Here is a 16,918-nt window from a genome sequence, read left to right as displayed (position 1 = left end):
ATGAAACACACGAGAAAACGGCTTGGTGACTTATTGATCCAAGCTAGTTTAATTACTGAAGAACAGCTGAAAGAGACATTAAAAGAAAAGCTAGCGAGCCAAAAGCTTGGGGAAGCATTATTGCAACGGGGCTATATTACTGAGCAACAATTGATTGAAGTATTAGAGGACCAGCTTGGCATCCCGCATCTCAGCCTGTACGGCTACCCATTTGAAACAAATTTATTTTCGCTCATTTCGAAGGAAACTGCGGTAAGAAATTTGCTCATTCCGCTTCGCAAAGAAGGGGACAGGCTGCTCGTTGCGATGGCAGACCCGATGGACTTTTTTGCGATTGATGATTTACGTTTATCAACAGGCTTTCAAATTGACACTGTCATTGCGACGAAAGACGATATTATTCGGGCCATTAATAAATATTATGATGTCGTTGATGATTTATATGATTTAGACGTGGTGAGCGGGGATGCCAACCAGGAAGAAACGATCACGGATGAAGATTCGCCGGTTGTTAAACTAGTAAACCAGTTGCTCTTAAGTGCAGTGACGCAAAGAGCGAGTGATATTCATATCGATCCGCAGGAAACAAAAGTCATTATTCGTTACCGGATTGACGGCTTATTGCGCGTTGAACGAACATTGCCAAAGCATATGCAAAGTGTACTGACGGCAAGAATTAAAATTATGTCCAATCTCGACATTACGGAACACCGTATCCCTCAAGATGGACGCATTAAGATCAATATCGAATATTATCCGATTGATTTACGTGTCTCGACATTGCCTACGGTTTACGGCGAAAAAATTGTCTTGCGGATCCTTGATTTGTCCAATGCTTTGCTCGATCTTGAAAAGCTTAGTTTTAATAAACTCAACTTAACAAGATTTAAAAGTTTAATTGAAAAACCGAATGGAATTGTGTTAATTACCGGACCGACTGGGTCAGGGAAATCATCGACTTTGTATGCTGCTTTAAACAAACTTAACGATGAGGCAGTGAACATTATTACTGTCGAAGATCCGGTCGAATACCAGCTTGAAGGCATCAGCCAAATTCAAGTAAATCCAAATGTGGGGATGACGTTTGCGACTGGTCTTCGAGCGATTTTACGTCAAGACCCGGATATCGTTATGGTTGGGGAAATTCGTGACCGTGAGACAGCTGAAACGGCGATTCGTGCTTCACTTACTGGACATTTAGTATTAAGCACCCTGCATACGAATGACGCGATTAGCTCGATTAACCGATTAATTGATATGGGGGTTGAACCTTTTTTAGTCGCTACTGCCTTATCAGGGCTTGTCGCCCAGCGTTTAGTGAGACGTGTTTGCCGCGATTGTGCCGTAGCGTATCAACCCTCTCAGCGTGAACTTGATATCTTTGCGAAACGTGGCATAAAAGTAGAGAGAATTATGCGGGGCAAAGGTTGTTCTTCCTGTAATATGAGCGGTTATAAAGGCAGAATTGCGATTCAAGAAGTGGTGCTTCTGAATGACGAAATTCGCCAGCAGATTTTGAATGGTGCTCACATGTCAACGATTCGTCAAGCCGTTATTCAAAACAAAACAATTTTTCTCATTGACGATGGCTTGTTAAAAGTAAAGCAAGGCTATACGACGACCGAAGAAGTGCTGCGAGTCGCACTTCCTGAATAGAGGTGAAAGCTATGAAAGAAAAGATTGATTATCTGTTAAGAGCCGGCATTGAGTTGAAAGCGTCTGATATTCATTTAACGGTCGGTGTGCCACCGATGTTTCGGATTAACGGGGAACTGAAACGGTACGGAAAGGAAACGCTTCTTCCTGACGATACCGAAGGCTTTGCAAGAGTAGTCGTTCCCGAATCACAGTGGGACCGGTTTGCGGAGGCGGGTGAGATGGACCTTTCCTATGCCGTACCAGGCGTCTCAAGATTCCGCGTGAATGTGTATTTCCAGCGCGGCTGTATTGCATTAGCTGTTAGGGTGATTACCACGAAAATTCCATCGCTTGACGAGTTGTATATGCCGCCAATCTTAAAGGAAATTACCGAGAAACCACAAGGGTTAGTGCTTGTTACTGGTCCGACCGGAAGCGGGAAATCGACCACGCTTGCCGCGATGATTGATCATATGAATCAAACGATGCGCAAACATATTATTACCCTTGAAGATCCGATTGAGTTTTTGCATAAACATGGAAACTGTATAATCGACCAGCGCGAAATTGGCTCTGATACGAAAAATTTTGCCATTGCTTTAAGAGCGGCTTTGCGTCAAGATCCCGATGCGATTCTAGTTGGGGAAATGCGCGACCTTGAAACCATTCAAACAGCGATTACCGCTGCTGAAACCGGGCATCTTGTGTTTGGCACTCTTCATACGCAAAATGCGCCATCATCGGTTGAAAGAATCATCGATGTGTTCCCTCCGGCACAGCAGCCGCAAATTCGAACCCAGCTTTCAGCGACATTGTTGGCCATCATCTCGCAGCGACTGTTTAAAACGGCCAATAATAAAGAGCGGCGAGCAGCGATTGAAGTGATGATTAATAATGCGGCCATCGGGAATTTAATTCGCAGTGGGAAAATCCATCAAATTAAAACGGTGATTCAAACATCCCGGGCGCAGGGGATGCAGACACTGGGAACTAGTGTTCAAGAGTTGCTCGAATCCGGTGTCATTTCAATGGAAACGGCAAAACCGTATTTAAAAGAGACGGTGAGCTAAATTGGCGAAATTTCGATATGTAGGAAGAGATAAAACAGGAAAAAAATTTGCACGCAATGTAAATGCGAATTCGAAACGAGAAGCGGTGCTGAAACTTCGTGCCGAAGGCATCCGGGTGATTGATATTAATGAGTTACCGGAAACCTTGCTGACGAAGGATATTGATATTGGGAACCCTGTTAAATTGGAAGATATGGTGATCTATTTGCGCCAATTCGCGACCTTAATTAAAGCGGGGGTTACCATCGTTGACGCGACGAAAATTTTGGCAATGCAAACCGAAAGCAAAAAATTGCGCAGCTCGTTAAAAGACATTGAATTTTATTTGCGCCAAGGCCGTCCGTTTTCGGATTCAGCGGAAAAACATAAAAAAGTATTCGAACCGATCTTTATTAATATGGTCCGTGCGGGTGAAGCGGGTGGAAACATGGAAGAGGCGTTAGAAAGACTTGCGATTCACTATGAAAAACAGCATCATACGCTGGAGAAAGTGAAATCAGCGATGGCTTATCCAATCGTCGTTGGCGTCATTGCAATTGCCGTCGTCATCTTTTTGCTCGTATCGATTGTTCCTACCTTTGTCGAAATGTTTTCGGATCTCGGCGCAGATTTACCGACAATAACGAAATTTGTCATGAATACAAGTGTGTTTATGCAAATCTATTGGTGGCTGCTTGTAGTGCTTGCGATTGTCTTTGTTATTAGTATAAACATCGCAAAAAATAATAGCCAAACAAAATATTATTATGATCTTGTCAAATTAAAGTTCCCAGTGTTCGGGAAAATCATTCAAAAAGCAGTTCTCGCCAGAATGACACGAACTTTAAGTTCGTTATTTTCTTCAGGTGTCCCAATTTTACAAGCGCTCGCCATTGTTGAGACGATCGTTGAAAACGAAGTGATTGCAAAAGTAATACGTGAGTCGCGCGAGGAATTGACCCGGGGACAATCGTTAACTGGCCCGATGAAAGAACATTGGGCCTTTCCTCCCTTGACAACTCATATGATTGCAATTGGTGAAGAAACAGGGTCTTTAGACACGATGTTGTCAAAAGTGGCTGATTTTTATGAGCAAGACGTTGATACGAGCACAGATCGTCTTAAGTCGCTCATTGAACCATTAATGATCGTTGTCTTAGCAGCAATGGTTGGAATCATCGTGTTAGCTATCATGGTGCCAATGTTCGACATGTTTAATTATATTCAATAAGGAAATTGTCGGTTGCTGTAAATGTTTGTTTAATGGTGCCCTTTTTCATAGTATAATAGGACTGTAGAATGCATATGATTTTATTTTTTAATAGGGGAGAGAGACATATGTTTCAAATGATGAAAAAACGTCTTAAAGATCAAAAAGGTCTTACCTTGATTGAACTTTTAGCAGTTATTGTTATTTTGGGGATTATTGCTGCGATTGCAATACCTGCTATCGGGAACATTATCCAAAATTCAAGGGTTGAAGCAGCAAGGGCAGATGCAGTACAAATAATTAATTCTGCAAAGTTATACTCTACGGAAAATACATTACCTACTGATATTACAACTACACCTGCTGTAGATGAGAGTGTTCTTCAAGGTGCTGGTTTTCTTGAATCTACTTCCATTTGGAAAGAGGCAAAGGTTATTACGAATAGTACTGGGCAAATATTATTATACGCAAGTGAAACCGAAATAGGATCAATTAAAGTTACAATTAGTGGTGCTACAATGGATGATTTGAATGATTCCAATAATTGGAAGCCAGTTGGTGATGAAACTACAGTAACTATTCCTGGTTCATAAAAGGAAATATCAATTGATTTATATACTATTGTTCCTTTACGGAATCACCCTAGGCTCCTTCTACAACGTTGTCGGTCTCCGCGTCCCGGTAGGACAATCAATCGTGTCGCCGGGCTCGCATTGTCCAAGCTGTGGCCATAAGCTCGGGGCCGTGGAATTGATTCCAGTATTGTCATACTTTATTCAAAAAGGGAAATGCCGCGGCTGTCAGTCGCGGATTTCGCCGCTTTATCCGGGGATCGAGTTTTTAACCGGGGTGTTGTTCGCTACCGCACCGCTCGTTGTTGGCTGGAATGGCGAATTGCTCATCGCCTTGACATTGATTTCCCTGTTTGTCATTATCTTTGCCTCTGATTTAGCCTATATGATTATTCCCGATAAAGTGTTGCTCGTGTTTGCGGCGATTTTTTTCGTCGAACGGTTATTTATTCCGCTCACTCCGTGGTGGGACTCGCTCCTTGGAGCAGCGATTGGCTTTCTGCTCTTGCTTTTCATTGCCGTCATTAGTAAAGGTGGCATGGGTGGCGGTGATATTAAACTATTCGCGGTAATCGGCTTTGTTGTCGGTACGAAAACGTTTTTCTTAGCGTTTTTCTGTGCGACCTTATTAGGTGCCTTCTTCGGAGTAATTGGCATCGCTTTCGGCTTTGTAAAAAAAGGCAAACCGATTCCGTTCGGACCATTTATCGCTGTAGGGACATTAATCGCTTATTATTTCGGCGATGAAATGGTTACGATGTATATAAACATACTTTTACGTTAATTAAAGGGGGATTTACGAAATGGCATTGCCCCTCTTCATACTTAATAATCGTCCGGTTGAACTTGTCATTAATGATCATAGCATTCGCTATATTGAGCTGAAAAGTGCAGATGATCTTACTCCAATCAAATGGGACGAGCGTTCGTTAGCACCCGGGATCGTCAAAGAAGGGAAAATCATTGACCCCGACACGCTTGAAATCATTCTTGAGGAATGTGTCGATGAATGGAAAATTAAACGGCGCAAAGTCCGCTTTCTCGTTCCTGATCCATATGTGACGATTCGTAAAGTGGAGATCCCTGTCGATATTCATATTGATGAAATTGAAAATTATCTGTTTATTGAAATCGGTGAATCGGTTCATCTTCCTTTTGAAGATCCCGTATTTGATTTTGTTGTTTTGCCAAAAACGAGCGGCAAACAGGAAATCCTTCTGTTTGCCGCGCATCGCGAACATGTTGAGGCTTATACAGATTTGCTGACAGACGTGAAATTAAAACCAGAATCAGCCGATGTCTCGGCGCTTGCGCTTTATCGTTTATATCATCATTTAAATGATCACCTAGGGAGCGAAAACTTGCTGATCGTTCAATTTGACCTTGATTTCGTCAATATGAGTGTGTTTGAAAATGAATTTCCTTTGTTCATGCGTCATCATTATCTTTCATATTCTTCGACACAATGGCAAGGAAAAACCGATGAATTAGGGTTTACTCAATTTGCATTTATCGGTGAGCACGAAGAATTGCGAGAGCAAATTGAAGATAGCTTACGTGAAATTGAAAAGATGATCGCCTTTTATCAATTTTCCTTAAAAAAAGGCCAAGCGGAACTTTCAAAAATCGTTTTGACTGGGGATCATCCGTATTTGGCATCGCTCCAAAACGAAATGCAAAAGCGGTTCGAACTTTCGGTTGAAATCTTGAAATCACGACAAATAACGAGTGAAAATAATCGACCATTGCCAGCTGCGTATCATTTAGCTTTGGGACTTGCGTTAAAAGAGGTGTGATTTATGCTTGTTGATATTAATCTGTTACCGAAAAAGGAACCGAAAAACTACACAATCATTTTCCTCCTCGTTACAACGCTTGTTCTGCTTGTGATTGCAGCGTTTTTGCTTTTTTGGCAAGGTTCACGATATGATTCGGAAATTGCATTGTTAGAAAATCAAATTACGACGACTCAAAGGTTGATTGAAATCGAGGAAGCGAAGGGAAAAGGTGGTCAAGCATCGAATTCTGCTTCGATGTTACAATCTGCTGTTCGTTGGGCGAGTGCGGCTCCGCTGAAAACCGTTCCAATCATTCAGCAGGTGACAAGTTTATTGCCAGAGCGTGGATTTATCGAAACGATTTCATACTCAGAACATGGTTCTGTAAATGTGACAGTCCAATTTGATACGAGCCGTGAAGCGGCCTATTATTTAAAAAACTTACTTGATTCGGATTGGACAACAGAAGTCACGCTTTCTTCTGTGACAACAAGAAATGTAGAGACCAATGATCCTGTAGCTGCAAACGAGGAAGAGGAAGTGCCGCCAGTTGAGCAGCCGCCATCAGAAAATCTCCAAACCATTGTGCCAAGATATATTGGTCAATATCAATTGCAGCTGAACCGTTCATTTATTAATCGGCACGAACAAAATACGGCAGAACTCCATGAGGGAGGCGAGCCATCGTGAATCTTCGTTTTTCAAAAAATGAATGGATTCTTTTCATTGTTGCACTTGTAATTTTAGCTTCGTTTTTAGTTGGCAGTTACTTCGTTTATTTAAAGCCAAAACAGGAAACAATCGTTAATAAGCAGGCACAGTTGGAGGTCGAGGAGCAACTGCTAGCTGCGGTCCAGGCGCGGATGAGTGAGAGTACGGCTCCGACGTCAGAAAGTGTCGCTGAGCTGCAGAAAAAAGTTCCGGTTAAGAAACAGCTGGAGCAGCTAATCCTTGATTTAAACAAAGCGGAAGTGATCGCCAATAGTTTTATTTCCAACATGTCATTTTCGGAAGGGGCAGTGTCTGCAAACGGTGGCAGTCCAGAATCGACTGAGGAAGGCGAAGGTGTTTCGCTTCCAGACGGCATTAAAAAGCTAACCGTCAATCTTTCCGTTACTTCACCCAATTATCCTCAATTAATGAAGTTTCTTGATACGTTGGAAAGGTTGAATCGTCGTGTTGTCATTGAATCGGTTTCCTTTTCTGGCGGCAGTGAGTTAACGAATGTTGATCAGGAAGAGGAGAACATTTCCTACTCTCTGACTTTATCTGCTTTTTACATGCCAGAGCTTGAAGATTTGCAAGATCCGCTTCCAGAGTTAAATGTTCCGGCTCCTAGCAATAAAAAGAACCCATTTGCTAGTTTTGCTGATTTGCCGCAATAAAATCTAGTGAAAAATTTGACGAAATCTTCGTGAACAAGACGACAAAAGTCTTGTTCTTTTTTTATGCGAATATGGTAGGATGAAACAAATTTAACTGCCAACCGAGGGGGGCTGAAATTGGACAAGCAAAAAACAATTACGATAAAGATTAACGGTCAGGAACGTTCAAATATGCATGATAAGGCTGAAATAGAGTCATCGCCACAAAAGGGAAACGAGTCAACTTCGGCCCCGAAAATCACCGCATGGAATGAAACGGCAGCAAGTAAGGAATCCGCGGACGATCATTTCGACTGGGTTCTTCCGGATCCAACAGCTGTAGATGAAAACAACAAAAAAATCTCCTCAAAGCCACAGGATGCCAAAGTCAAACAGAAGCCATTTCGTCTCCCGGCAATCAAAAAAATGGGGAATCAACCCCCGTTTCTCACGCGCATTTTATTGAATGTCGCGTTGGCAGTAGTTGTCGGTTTAGGTTTTGGTCTCATCATTTTAAATACAGTTACTTCAAAGCCTCAAGAAGGAGTTCAGCCGAATATAACTCCGCCTAGCTCTGAGGTTCCAGCAAATTCAGATACAGCGACCGGCGAGTTGGCAGCATCGTCAACATTTGTCGTTCAAGGGGGGGTATTTTCTACTAAAGAAGCGGCAGATCGCGGTGTGGAATCGTTAGCGGGGAAAGGAATTCATGCCCAATCTGTTCCGAGCAATGGCAACTATGCGTTATTGCTCGCTACTGCTCCTACGCTTGAAGACGCAAAAACGGTTGCAGCTGAGCTTGAAAGCAAGGGGGCTGAAGTGTTTGCCAAGCCATATGAACTTCCGGAGAAAAACCTGCAAAATATTAATGCTCAAGAAAGTGGTGTGTTGACGAATGCAGCTGAGCTGTTTACTTTGCTCTCGGCCGGGATTTCTGCTAATTCTGACTCAGCTAGTAAGGTCGAAACTCATTTGGCGCAGCTAGAAACGATTGCCGAATCAAGTCTGGAAAATAACGAGATTCTTGCCTTAAAGGCAGGGCTGGAAAGCGGAGCGAAAGCGTTTTTAGCAAATAATCATGAGGGACTGCAAACAGCAAATTTATCGGTCATTGCCGTTTGGCAGATGATTGGGGAGTAAATGATCCTCGTATATTTTCTGGGAAATAGTCGAAAATAACAAGGTCCATTCGATCTTGTTATTTTCTTTTGAAAAGATTGTCGGGACTTGCGAAGTTTGTTACGATAAACATGTATCTCCCCAATAACAATTTTTATGAAAGGTGATGTTATGCAAAGACTTATTTTGGCCTCATCTTCTCCACGGCGGAAAGAGCTTCTTGAAAATCTCCACTTAAACTTTGAAATTTCCAGTTCAAATGTTGATGAAAGTTTCGACCCAAAGTTAACACCTCCAGAAATTGTTATGGAACTGGCAGCGCGTAAAGCCCGATTTATAGCAGAAAAGCAACCGAATGCTTATGTGATCGGCTCTGATACGGTTGTCGAATTAAACGGAAAGATTCTCGGAAAACCTCAGGACCATCATGATGCTTACTCGATGTTAGCTGAACTTTCCGGAAAGACACATTCCGTCTTTACAGGGGTGTCGATTTTCTCGCCAACGAAAGAAACCCAGTTTTACGAAAAAACAGATGTGACGTTTTGGGAGCTGTCACATGAAGAAATAGAATTCTACATTCAGAGCGGCGAACCTTTTGATAAGGCAGGAAGCTATGGAATTCAGCAGTTAGGTAGTTATTTCGTACGGGAAATAAAGGGCGATTATTTTGCAGTGGTCGGCTTACCTGTAGCTAGAACTGTCCGTGAACTAAAGAAATCTGGTTATCTCTTTCCTTATTGACCCCGCAACAGCGTTCTTATGAATCAGCTTCCTATAACGAAATGATAGGGAGGAATATGCGAGTGTCAACGACTTCGATAATGATTAAAGATTATCCACAACAGGAACGTCCACGGGAACGATTTATTCAAAATGGACCGCAAAGTTTGGCCAATCATGAGTTGATTGCCCTCATTCTTGGAACGGGCACGAAGAAAGAATCGGTTCTACAGCTTGCGAACCGCTTGCTGACAGAATTCGACGGATTAAGATTGCTTAAAGATGCGACATTAGAAGAATTAACGGCGATTAACGGCATTGGCCAAGCGAAAGCGATTCATCTCCTGGCGGCTGTTGAAATTGGCCGCAGACTAGCCAGTCATACGAATCATGACCGTTATGTGATTCGCTCACCAGAAGATGGGGCGAATTTTTTAATGAATGATATGAAATTTCTTTCCCAAGAACATTTTGTCTGCCTCTACTTAAATACAAAGAACCACGTCATTCACCACCAAACCGTTTTTATCGGCAGCTTGAATGCGAGCATTGTCCATCCGAGGGAAGTGTACCGGGAAGCTGTTCGCCGTTCAGCTGCTTCAATAATTTGTGCCCATAACCATCCTTCCGGCGATGCGTCACCGAGCAGAGAAGATATTGAGGTGACGAAGCGTTTAGTAGAGTGCGGCAAAATGCTAGGGATCGAGTTGCTTGACCATTTAATCATTGGTGACAATAAATATGTAAGTTTAAAAGAAAAAGGCTATGTTTGATACTAGGATTTTATTTATCGTTAGGATATAATATATCTTATGGTTTTTGCACGAGGATGAAGACATCATGCCAAGTTAACAACTAAACAGAACCGAACATATAGATAGCATTTTGTTATGAAAGGGAGATACACGCTATGCTAGGAATTGGGACAAGGGACCTGGGAATTGACTTAGGGACTGCAAATACACTTATTTATGTAAAAGGAAAAGGAATTGTTTTAAGAGAACCTTCTGTAGTCGCGTTTCAAACAGATACAAAGTCAATTGTCGCTGTAGGAAATGATGCTAAAAATATGATTGGCCGGACTCCAGGAAACGTTGTTGCCCTTCGTCCAATGAAGGATGGTGTCATCGCTGATTATGAAACGACAGAAACGATGATGAAATACTATATAAAGCAAGCAACGAAAAATAAAGGATTATTTGCCGGCAAACCATATGTAATGATTTGTGTACCTTCGGGAATTACAGCGGTTGAAGAGCGCGCTGTCGTTGATGCTACTCGCCAGGCAGGTGCGAGAGATGCGTTTACAATTGAAGAACCATTTGCAGCAGCGATCGGAGCGAATTTACCTGTTTGGGAACCGACAGGAAGTATGGTTGTTGATATCGGCGGGGGAACGACAGAAGTAGCGATTATTTCTCTCGGAGGAATCGTTACATCACAATCGATTCGCATTGCTGGAGATGAGATGGATGACAGCATTATCAATTATATTCGTAAAAATTATAATTTGATGATTGGTGAACGGACGGCAGAATCGATTAAAATGGAAGTCGGTGCAGCAGGAGACCCAGAAGGAATTGAAAACATGGAAATCCGCGGTCGTGATTTGTTAACAGGACTGCCGAAAACAATTGAAATTACCGCGGAGGAAATCTCTAGTGCATTGCATGATACAGTCTATGCAATTGTCGATGCAGTAAAGCTAACACTCGAAAACACACCTCCAGAACTTGCGGCTGACATTATGGATCGAGGAATTGTGTTAACAGGCGGCGGAGCATTGCTTCGTAATCTTGATAAAGTCATTGCTGAGGAGACAAAAATGCCGGTTTTAATCGCCGAAGATCCTCTCGACTGCGTCGCCATCGGTACTGGAAAAGCCCTTGACAACATCGACATATTTAAAAACAGAGCAAAAGAATCCAGATAAAAGAAATTTAGCTTCTCAGAAGATAAATGAAAAAGCGGGAGACAGCTGCATATCATTGCAAGCTGCTCCAGCTTTGAAAAAACAACCTATATTAAATACAGAAATTTGAGGTGTAAAAAGTGCCACAGTTCTTTCTTAATAAACGCTTGATTATATTGCTTGTCAGCATTATTATTCTCGTGGCATTAATTGGGTTCTCATTAAGAGATCGGGATGAATTAACATGGCCGGAGAAATTTGTTAAAGATACAACCGGCTGGGTTCAAAACCTTGTTTCAACACCGACTCAATATGTAGTCGGTCTTTTTGAGAATATGAAAGACTTACAGAATACATATGAAGAAAATAAAGAATTAAAGAAACATCTAGAAGATATGGCTCGGCTTGAGGCAAAAGTATACTCGCTTGAAAAGGAAAATGACGAGTTAAAGGAAATTCTTGAGATTGAAGGCTCTATTGGCGACTATGATCCGATGCAAGCAACGGTCATTTCCCGAAGCCCTGATCGCCTTTGGCATGAACTAATCATTATCAATCGCGGTTCTTCCCATGGGGTTGAAAAGAACATGGCAGTGATGACAGCGAAAGGCTTAATTGGAAAAGTAAAAAGTGTTACTCCTTTTACTTCAACGGTGCAATTATTAAGTGCACTCGATCCAACCAATCGGATTTCGGCTGCTCTGCAAGGGGATAAAAAACTGTTTGGAACAATTGAAGGCTATGATAAAGAAAATGAGTGGCTGCTTTTAAAGGGATTGCCAGTGGATGCCGAACTTGAAAAAGATCAATTGGTCGTCACATCGGGGATGGGTGGCGTTTTCCCAGGGGATGTGCCAATCGGAAATGTCGTTGACGTTGTCTCTGATCAATTTGGTTTAAATCAGACTGCCTACGTAAGGCCTTCTGCTGATCTGTATAAAATTGAACATGTAATGATTCTTCGAAGAGGAATGGCAGTACCAGAAACAACAGCAGACGAAGACGAGGAGGGAGAAAGCCTGTGAAGCGATTGATAATCCCTCTATTGCTTCTTTTCCTGTTTGTATTTGAAGGGCTTTTTACCCAGTTGTTTCCTGCTGACCTATTTAATGGCCATTTTATTTTTGTCCCGCGTTTTTTAATCATTGCCCTGTTTTTTTTGAGTATTTATGGCGATTCAAAACATGGGATTTTGTATGGTTTCCTCTTTGGGTTATTGTTTGATATCGTGTATACCGAAATTATCGGCATTTATCTTTTCTTATTCCCTTTGGTCATTACGATTTTTTTGAATGTAATGAAAATCATTCAAACGAATATCATCCTAGTTTCATTTGCTTCAATTCTATGTATTGCTTTGTTGGAAATGAGTGTATATGTGTTGAATCTATTGATTCATATTACAAATATAAGCTTTTCTGCATTCCTGGATATGCGTTTAATTCCCACTTTAATCTTAAATGTAATCTTCGTTCTATTGACAGCTTATCCAATTAAACGGCAGAGTGAGAAATATGCTGAGACTTTACGGAATGATTAAGGCTTTAATCAATATCAATAAAATAGCAGAGAAAAATAAATGGAATGCCATATATAGAAAGGAATTCATGAAGAAATGTCGAATTCTTTTTATCATTGAGGTGAACATCTAGTATGAATAATGCACAAAATGTGACGATTAAAGGGACGAAAGACGGATTGACGCTCCATCTCGATGATACATGTTCCTATGAAGAGTTAAAGAAAGAGCTGGATCGGAAAATTTCAAGCTCAAGCTATATGCAGGAAGAAGATAAATTAATTACGGTGAAAGTCGAAGTGGGCAATCGGTATTTAACGGTCGCGCAGCAGGAAGAGCTTAAAGAGTTGATTCGGCAAAAAAGACACCTAATTGTAGATGAAATAAAAACAAATGTAGTGACAAAAGAGGAAGCGGAACAGCTGCGGCAAGAACAGCAAATCGTCACGATTGCACGCGTGATTCGGTCCGGACAAGTTGTTGAAGTAACAGGGGATTTACTGTTAATTGGCGATGTGAATCCTGGGGGAACGGTAAAAGCGAGCGGGAATATTTTTATTATGGGTACTTTAAAGGGAATTGCGCATGCAGGCTGTAATGGCAATGATGAGGCAGTCATTGCCGCATCAGTCATGAAACCATCGCAGCTGAGAATCAGTGAATGCATTAATCGTGCACCAGATCAAAGTTCGGATGATGACTCGAAAATGGAATGTGCTTACATAGCCAATAATAAACAAATCATTGTTGATAGATTACAAGTTTTAATTCAACAGAGACCAAACTTAACTAGATTCGAAGGAGGCCGCTAGAGTGGGGGAAGCAATTGTTATAACATCTGGAAAAGGCGGGGTCGGAAAAACAACAACTTCTGCTAATATAGGGACATCTTTGGCCCTTCAAGGCAAAAGAGTCTGTCTTGTTGATACAGATATTGGTCTGAGAAATTTAGACGTCGTAATGGGACTTGAAAACCGAATTATCTATGATTTGGTTGATGTGATTGAGGGGAGATGTAAAGTTCATCAAGCGCTCGTTAAAGATAAGCGTTTTGAAGATCGATTATATTTGCTTCCAGCTGCGCAAACAACGGATAAGACAGCTGTGGAGCCTGAACAAATGAAAAAATTAATCAATGAACTAAAGCAAGATTACGATTATATTATTATTGATTGTCCCGCTGGGATTGAGCAAGGCTATAAAAATGCGATTGCTGGAGCAGATAAGGCAATTGTTGTGACTACTCCCGAAATCTCAGCTGTGCGAGATGCGGACCGAATTATCGGACTTCTCGAAAAAGAAGAACATATGGAGTCGCCAAAGCTTGTTATTAACCGAATACGCAGCCATATGATGAAGAGCGGTGACATGCTTGACGTCGATGAAATTACCACTCATTTATCAATCGACTTAATAGGGATTGTAGCGGATGACGATGAAGTAATTAAAGCGTCTAATCATGGTGCACCAATTGCCTTAAACCCTAATAATAGAGCATCCGTAGCTTATCGGAACATCGCAAGACGAATCCTCGGTGAATCTGTGCCACTGCAACAACTTGATTCTGAAGATAAAGGTGTATTTTCTAAGCTAAAGAAATTTTTTGGTGTTCGCTAATGAAAAAGATTTAAATCTCTTAGGGATCGAACCTAGGAGATTTTTTTGTTCCTAAAAAAGGAAGTATATTATTATGGGTCTATCAGAGTCATTCATGCTGTGGTATTTTCGTTATATGGAGACACATTTGATCGAAGAGATTCGTAAGCTTTTTTGAACGATAATGCTGGTAACGAGTTTTTTAATCCAAGTACTCGTATTAAAAACACCAAATTTCTTTGATATATTGCTAGTACTCGTAATAAAACGCTGTAAAATGAAGGGTTAATCCGAGTACTAGCAATAAAATGAGGTCAGATGGTCGATTTAATCCCTGTACTAGCAATAAAAAACGGCCAAAAACCTGTTTCATCCAAGTACTAGCAATAAAACAGCCATATAATCACGGTTAATCCCAGTACTAGCAATAAAACACAACCTATTGTATGAACTATCCACCTCTTTAATTCAAGTACTGTGAATAAAAAGCCAAGCCCTTCATTCACATAATCAAACGAGTTGTTAATTAACCATAGAGAACTATGTAGGTGGTACGTTTATTTTTTGGAAAAATCATTTCATGTCCTCCTGTGAGCATTTTGCAGTTCTCCCTTATAACCCGAAGAAACGTTAATTTAACTAGAGTATATACCATTGGATAAAAGGACCGGGCGATTTTGCCCGGTTTTACTTAATTCTCTTTTCCGCTTGTCATACTTGTCCGTTCTTGTACATATATTGTACAAACTGCCCAAATAAGGAATGGTGAGGTTAGATGGGGTCAAGAGCAGATGATATTCGCAAAAGAATGGCCAAGCGTAAAAAGGATAGGGAGAGAGTGGAAAAGCGGGTTCAGACCCATGTACTGCCAGAAACCGAAGAGCTGTACGGATACGAAAAACTCCCTTCTTATGATCCAGGGTCAGGAAAAAACATTCATCCATTGTTTCAAAAAGAAGTGTTTATGTTTAAAATTCTTGCTTCCGCTTGTCTCGTCCTCATTGTGGCCATCATATTTCGCAGTGAAACAGAACGAGTTGAACCAGTAAAACAATTTGTTCAGACGACATTAGAGAGTGAGTTTCAATTCGCTGCAGTGTCCCAGTGGTACGAAGATCAGTTTGGAAAGCCGCTTGCACTTTTGCCAGTAGAGAATTCAAGAAAACTTCAGGACAATGACTATGGAACGCAGTATGCACTTCCAGCATCAGGTAGAATTCTTGAGGACTTCGGTCATAATGGACAAAGAATCACCATTGAAACGGGGAAGGGCGCAACCGTTGAAGCGATGAACGAAGGACTTGTTCGTTTTGTAGGGACGAAAGAGGGGTTTGGAAACACGGTTATTATCCAACACGGGGATAAAAGTGAGTCATGGTATGGAAACTTAGCTGAAATTGATGTGAATGTTTATCAGTACATCGACAAAGGAGCTTCCGTTGGTAAAGCTTCAACTGTTGCGGAGGGGGAGAAGGCGACCTTCTTTTTTGCGATAAAAAAAGGCGATGATTTTGTTGATCCCATTGAGGTGATCAAGTTTGAATAAGACAATTAGCCTTTTTAAGAAAGTTTATATCCATCCGCTCCTATGGGTAGTTGTTGCGATTGCGATTGCAACCGCTCATTTTATTGAGCTGTCATTATTGCTGCTTATCATCTTTATTCACGAGATGGGTCATGCAGCGGCAGCTTCTTTTTTTTCGTGGAGAATTAAGAAAATTTCACTTTTGCCATTCGGTGGAGTTGCCGAAATGGATGAGCATGGAAATCGTTCACTGTATGAGGAGGCAGTTGTTGTCGCAGCAGGGCCTTTACAGCATTTATGGATGTTTGTTGTTGCCTATGCTTTATATACGCTGGGCTTTATTCCAGACTATTGGTATGCTAGGTTTATCGAGTTTAATATGATGGTGCTTTTGTTTAATCTTTTGCCTGTATGGCCACTTGATGGAGGAAAGCTGCTTTTTTTGCTGCTTAGTTTTAGAAAAGCATTTCCGCACGCACATCAACTAACGATTTACTTATCAGCATTTTCGTTGCTTCTGTTTACAATTGCCGTTCTCATACTCGGTCCATTCACATTAAATGTGTTTATTATTGTTGTATTTCTTAGCTTTTCGCTCATTTATGAGTGGAGGCAGCGCCGGTACGTCTTCCTTCGCTTTCTAATGGAAAGGTATTATGGAAATCAGGGGGATTTTCGTTTGCTCATGCCGCTCAATGTATCCGCAGATGAAGAACTGAGCGCAGTGCTTGAGCAGTTTCAGCGTGGGTGTAAACATCAGGTTATTGTGAAAAACAAGAATGGAACGGAAGCGGCACTTGATGAAAATGAATTGCTACATGTATATTTCTCTGAAAAGAATGTTCAAGCGAAAATGGGCGACTTAGTATTTCCGTATTAAAGTTACGATGGGTTTGCAAGAAATAGCAGGAAA

18 protein-coding genes are annotated in these 16,918 nt (G+C 41.4%); all 18 read left to right on the top strand.

Going from position 1 to position 16,918, the window contains the following annotated elements:
• The 18 genes from GNT69_RS09115 (at position 1) to GNT69_RS09030 (ending at position 16,885) form a co-directional block, all read left to right on the top strand.
• Positions 1–1,656: a GspE/PulE family protein gene (locus GNT69_RS09115; protein ID WP_203554632.1), complete on the top strand. Its 1,656-nt coding sequence runs from the start codon at positions 1–3 to the stop codon at positions 1,654–1,656.
• 11 nt (positions 1,657–1,667) lie between these two features.
• Entirely contained in the window at positions 1,668–2,708 is a 1,041-nt protein-coding gene (locus GNT69_RS09110; RefSeq protein WP_203554631.1) for a type IV pilus twitching motility protein PilT, read from the top strand.
• Between the two features lies 1 nt (position 2,709).
• The gene (locus tag GNT69_RS09105; RefSeq protein WP_203554630.1) at positions 2,710–3,918 is read left to right on the top strand and encodes a type II secretion system F family protein; all 1,209 of its coding nucleotides are present in this window, start codon (positions 2,710–2,712) and stop codon (positions 3,916–3,918) included.
• A gap of 107 nt (positions 3,919–4,025) precedes the next feature.
• On the top strand, positions 4,026–4,490 hold the full coding sequence (locus GNT69_RS09100; RefSeq protein ID WP_203554629.1) for a prepilin-type N-terminal cleavage/methylation domain-containing protein: 465 nt from the start codon (positions 4,026–4,028) through the stop codon (positions 4,488–4,490).
• A gap of 13 nt (positions 4,491–4,503) precedes the next feature.
• Complete coding sequence (locus GNT69_RS09095; RefSeq protein WP_203554628.1) at positions 4,504–5,253, top strand: prepilin peptidase; 750 nt, start codon at positions 4,504–4,506, stop codon at positions 5,251–5,253.
• Between the two features lie 19 nt (positions 5,254–5,272).
• The gene (gene pilM, locus GNT69_RS09090; RefSeq protein WP_203554627.1) at positions 5,273–6,265 is read left to right on the top strand and encodes a type IV pilus biogenesis protein PilM; all 993 of its coding nucleotides are present in this window, start codon (positions 5,273–5,275) and stop codon (positions 6,263–6,265) included.
• Between the two features lie 3 nt (positions 6,266–6,268).
• Positions 6,269–6,937, top strand: a complete 669-nt coding sequence (locus tag GNT69_RS09085; RefSeq protein ID WP_203554626.1) for a fimbrial protein — start codon at positions 6,269–6,271, stop codon at positions 6,935–6,937.
• Entirely contained in the window at positions 6,934–7,632 is a 699-nt protein-coding gene (locus tag GNT69_RS09080) for a pilus assembly protein PilO (RefSeq protein ID WP_203554625.1), read from the top strand. The genes GNT69_RS09085 and GNT69_RS09080 overlap by 4 nt, the downstream gene beginning before the upstream one ends.
• Positions 7,633–7,749: 117 nt before the next feature.
• Positions 7,750–8,751, top strand: coding sequence for an SPOR domain-containing protein (locus GNT69_RS09075; protein ID WP_203554624.1), 1,002 nt, complete (start codon positions 7,750–7,752; stop codon positions 8,749–8,751).
• Positions 8,752–8,901: 150 nt separating this feature from the next.
• Positions 8,902–9,474, top strand: a complete 573-nt coding sequence (locus GNT69_RS09070) for a Maf family protein (RefSeq protein WP_203554623.1) — start codon at positions 8,902–8,904, stop codon at positions 9,472–9,474.
• Positions 9,475–9,554: 80 nt separating this feature from the next.
• Complete coding sequence (gene radC, locus GNT69_RS09065) at positions 9,555–10,226, top strand: RadC family protein (protein ID WP_203554903.1); 672 nt, start codon at positions 9,555–9,557, stop codon at positions 10,224–10,226.
• A gap of 137 nt (positions 10,227–10,363) precedes the next feature.
• Positions 10,364–11,386: a rod shape-determining protein gene (locus GNT69_RS09060; RefSeq protein ID WP_203554622.1), complete on the top strand. Its 1,023-nt coding sequence runs from the start codon at positions 10,364–10,366 to the stop codon at positions 11,384–11,386.
• A 119-nt stretch (positions 11,387–11,505) separates the two neighbouring features.
• A complete protein-coding gene (mreC, locus tag GNT69_RS09055; protein ID WP_203554621.1) occupies positions 11,506–12,390 on the top strand; it encodes a rod shape-determining protein MreC in 885 nt (294 codons plus the stop codon).
• On the top strand, positions 12,387–12,905 hold the full coding sequence (gene mreD, locus GNT69_RS09050; RefSeq protein WP_203554620.1) for a rod shape-determining protein MreD: 519 nt from the start codon (positions 12,387–12,389) through the stop codon (positions 12,903–12,905). The genes mreC and mreD overlap by 4 nt, the downstream gene beginning before the upstream one ends.
• Before the next feature lie 113 nt (positions 12,906–13,018).
• On the top strand, positions 13,019–13,696 hold the full coding sequence (minC, locus tag GNT69_RS09045; protein WP_203554619.1) for a septum site-determining protein MinC: 678 nt from the start codon (positions 13,019–13,021) through the stop codon (positions 13,694–13,696).
• Between the two features lies 1 nt (position 13,697).
• On the top strand, positions 13,698–14,501 hold the full coding sequence (gene minD, locus GNT69_RS09040) for a septum site-determining protein MinD (protein WP_203554618.1): 804 nt from the start codon (positions 13,698–13,700) through the stop codon (positions 14,499–14,501).
• Between the two features lie 754 nt (positions 14,502–15,255).
• Positions 15,256–16,026 carry a M23 family metallopeptidase gene (locus tag GNT69_RS09035; RefSeq protein WP_203554617.1) on the top strand — a complete coding sequence of 257 codons (771 nt, stop codon included), beginning with the start codon at positions 15,256–15,258 and terminating at the stop codon, positions 16,024–16,026.
• A complete protein-coding gene (locus tag GNT69_RS09030) occupies positions 16,019–16,885 on the top strand; it encodes a M50 family metallopeptidase (protein WP_203554616.1) in 867 nt (288 codons plus the stop codon). The genes GNT69_RS09035 and GNT69_RS09030 overlap by 8 nt, the downstream gene beginning before the upstream one ends.
• Positions 16,886–16,918: the final 33 nt, after the last annotated feature.

Source organism: Bacillus sp. B15-48 (genome assembly GCF_016879755.1).
Lineage (GTDB): Bacteria > Bacillota > Bacilli > Bacillales > Cytobacillaceae > Mesobacillus_B.
This window is presented reverse-complemented; position numbering and strand designations above follow the sequence as displayed.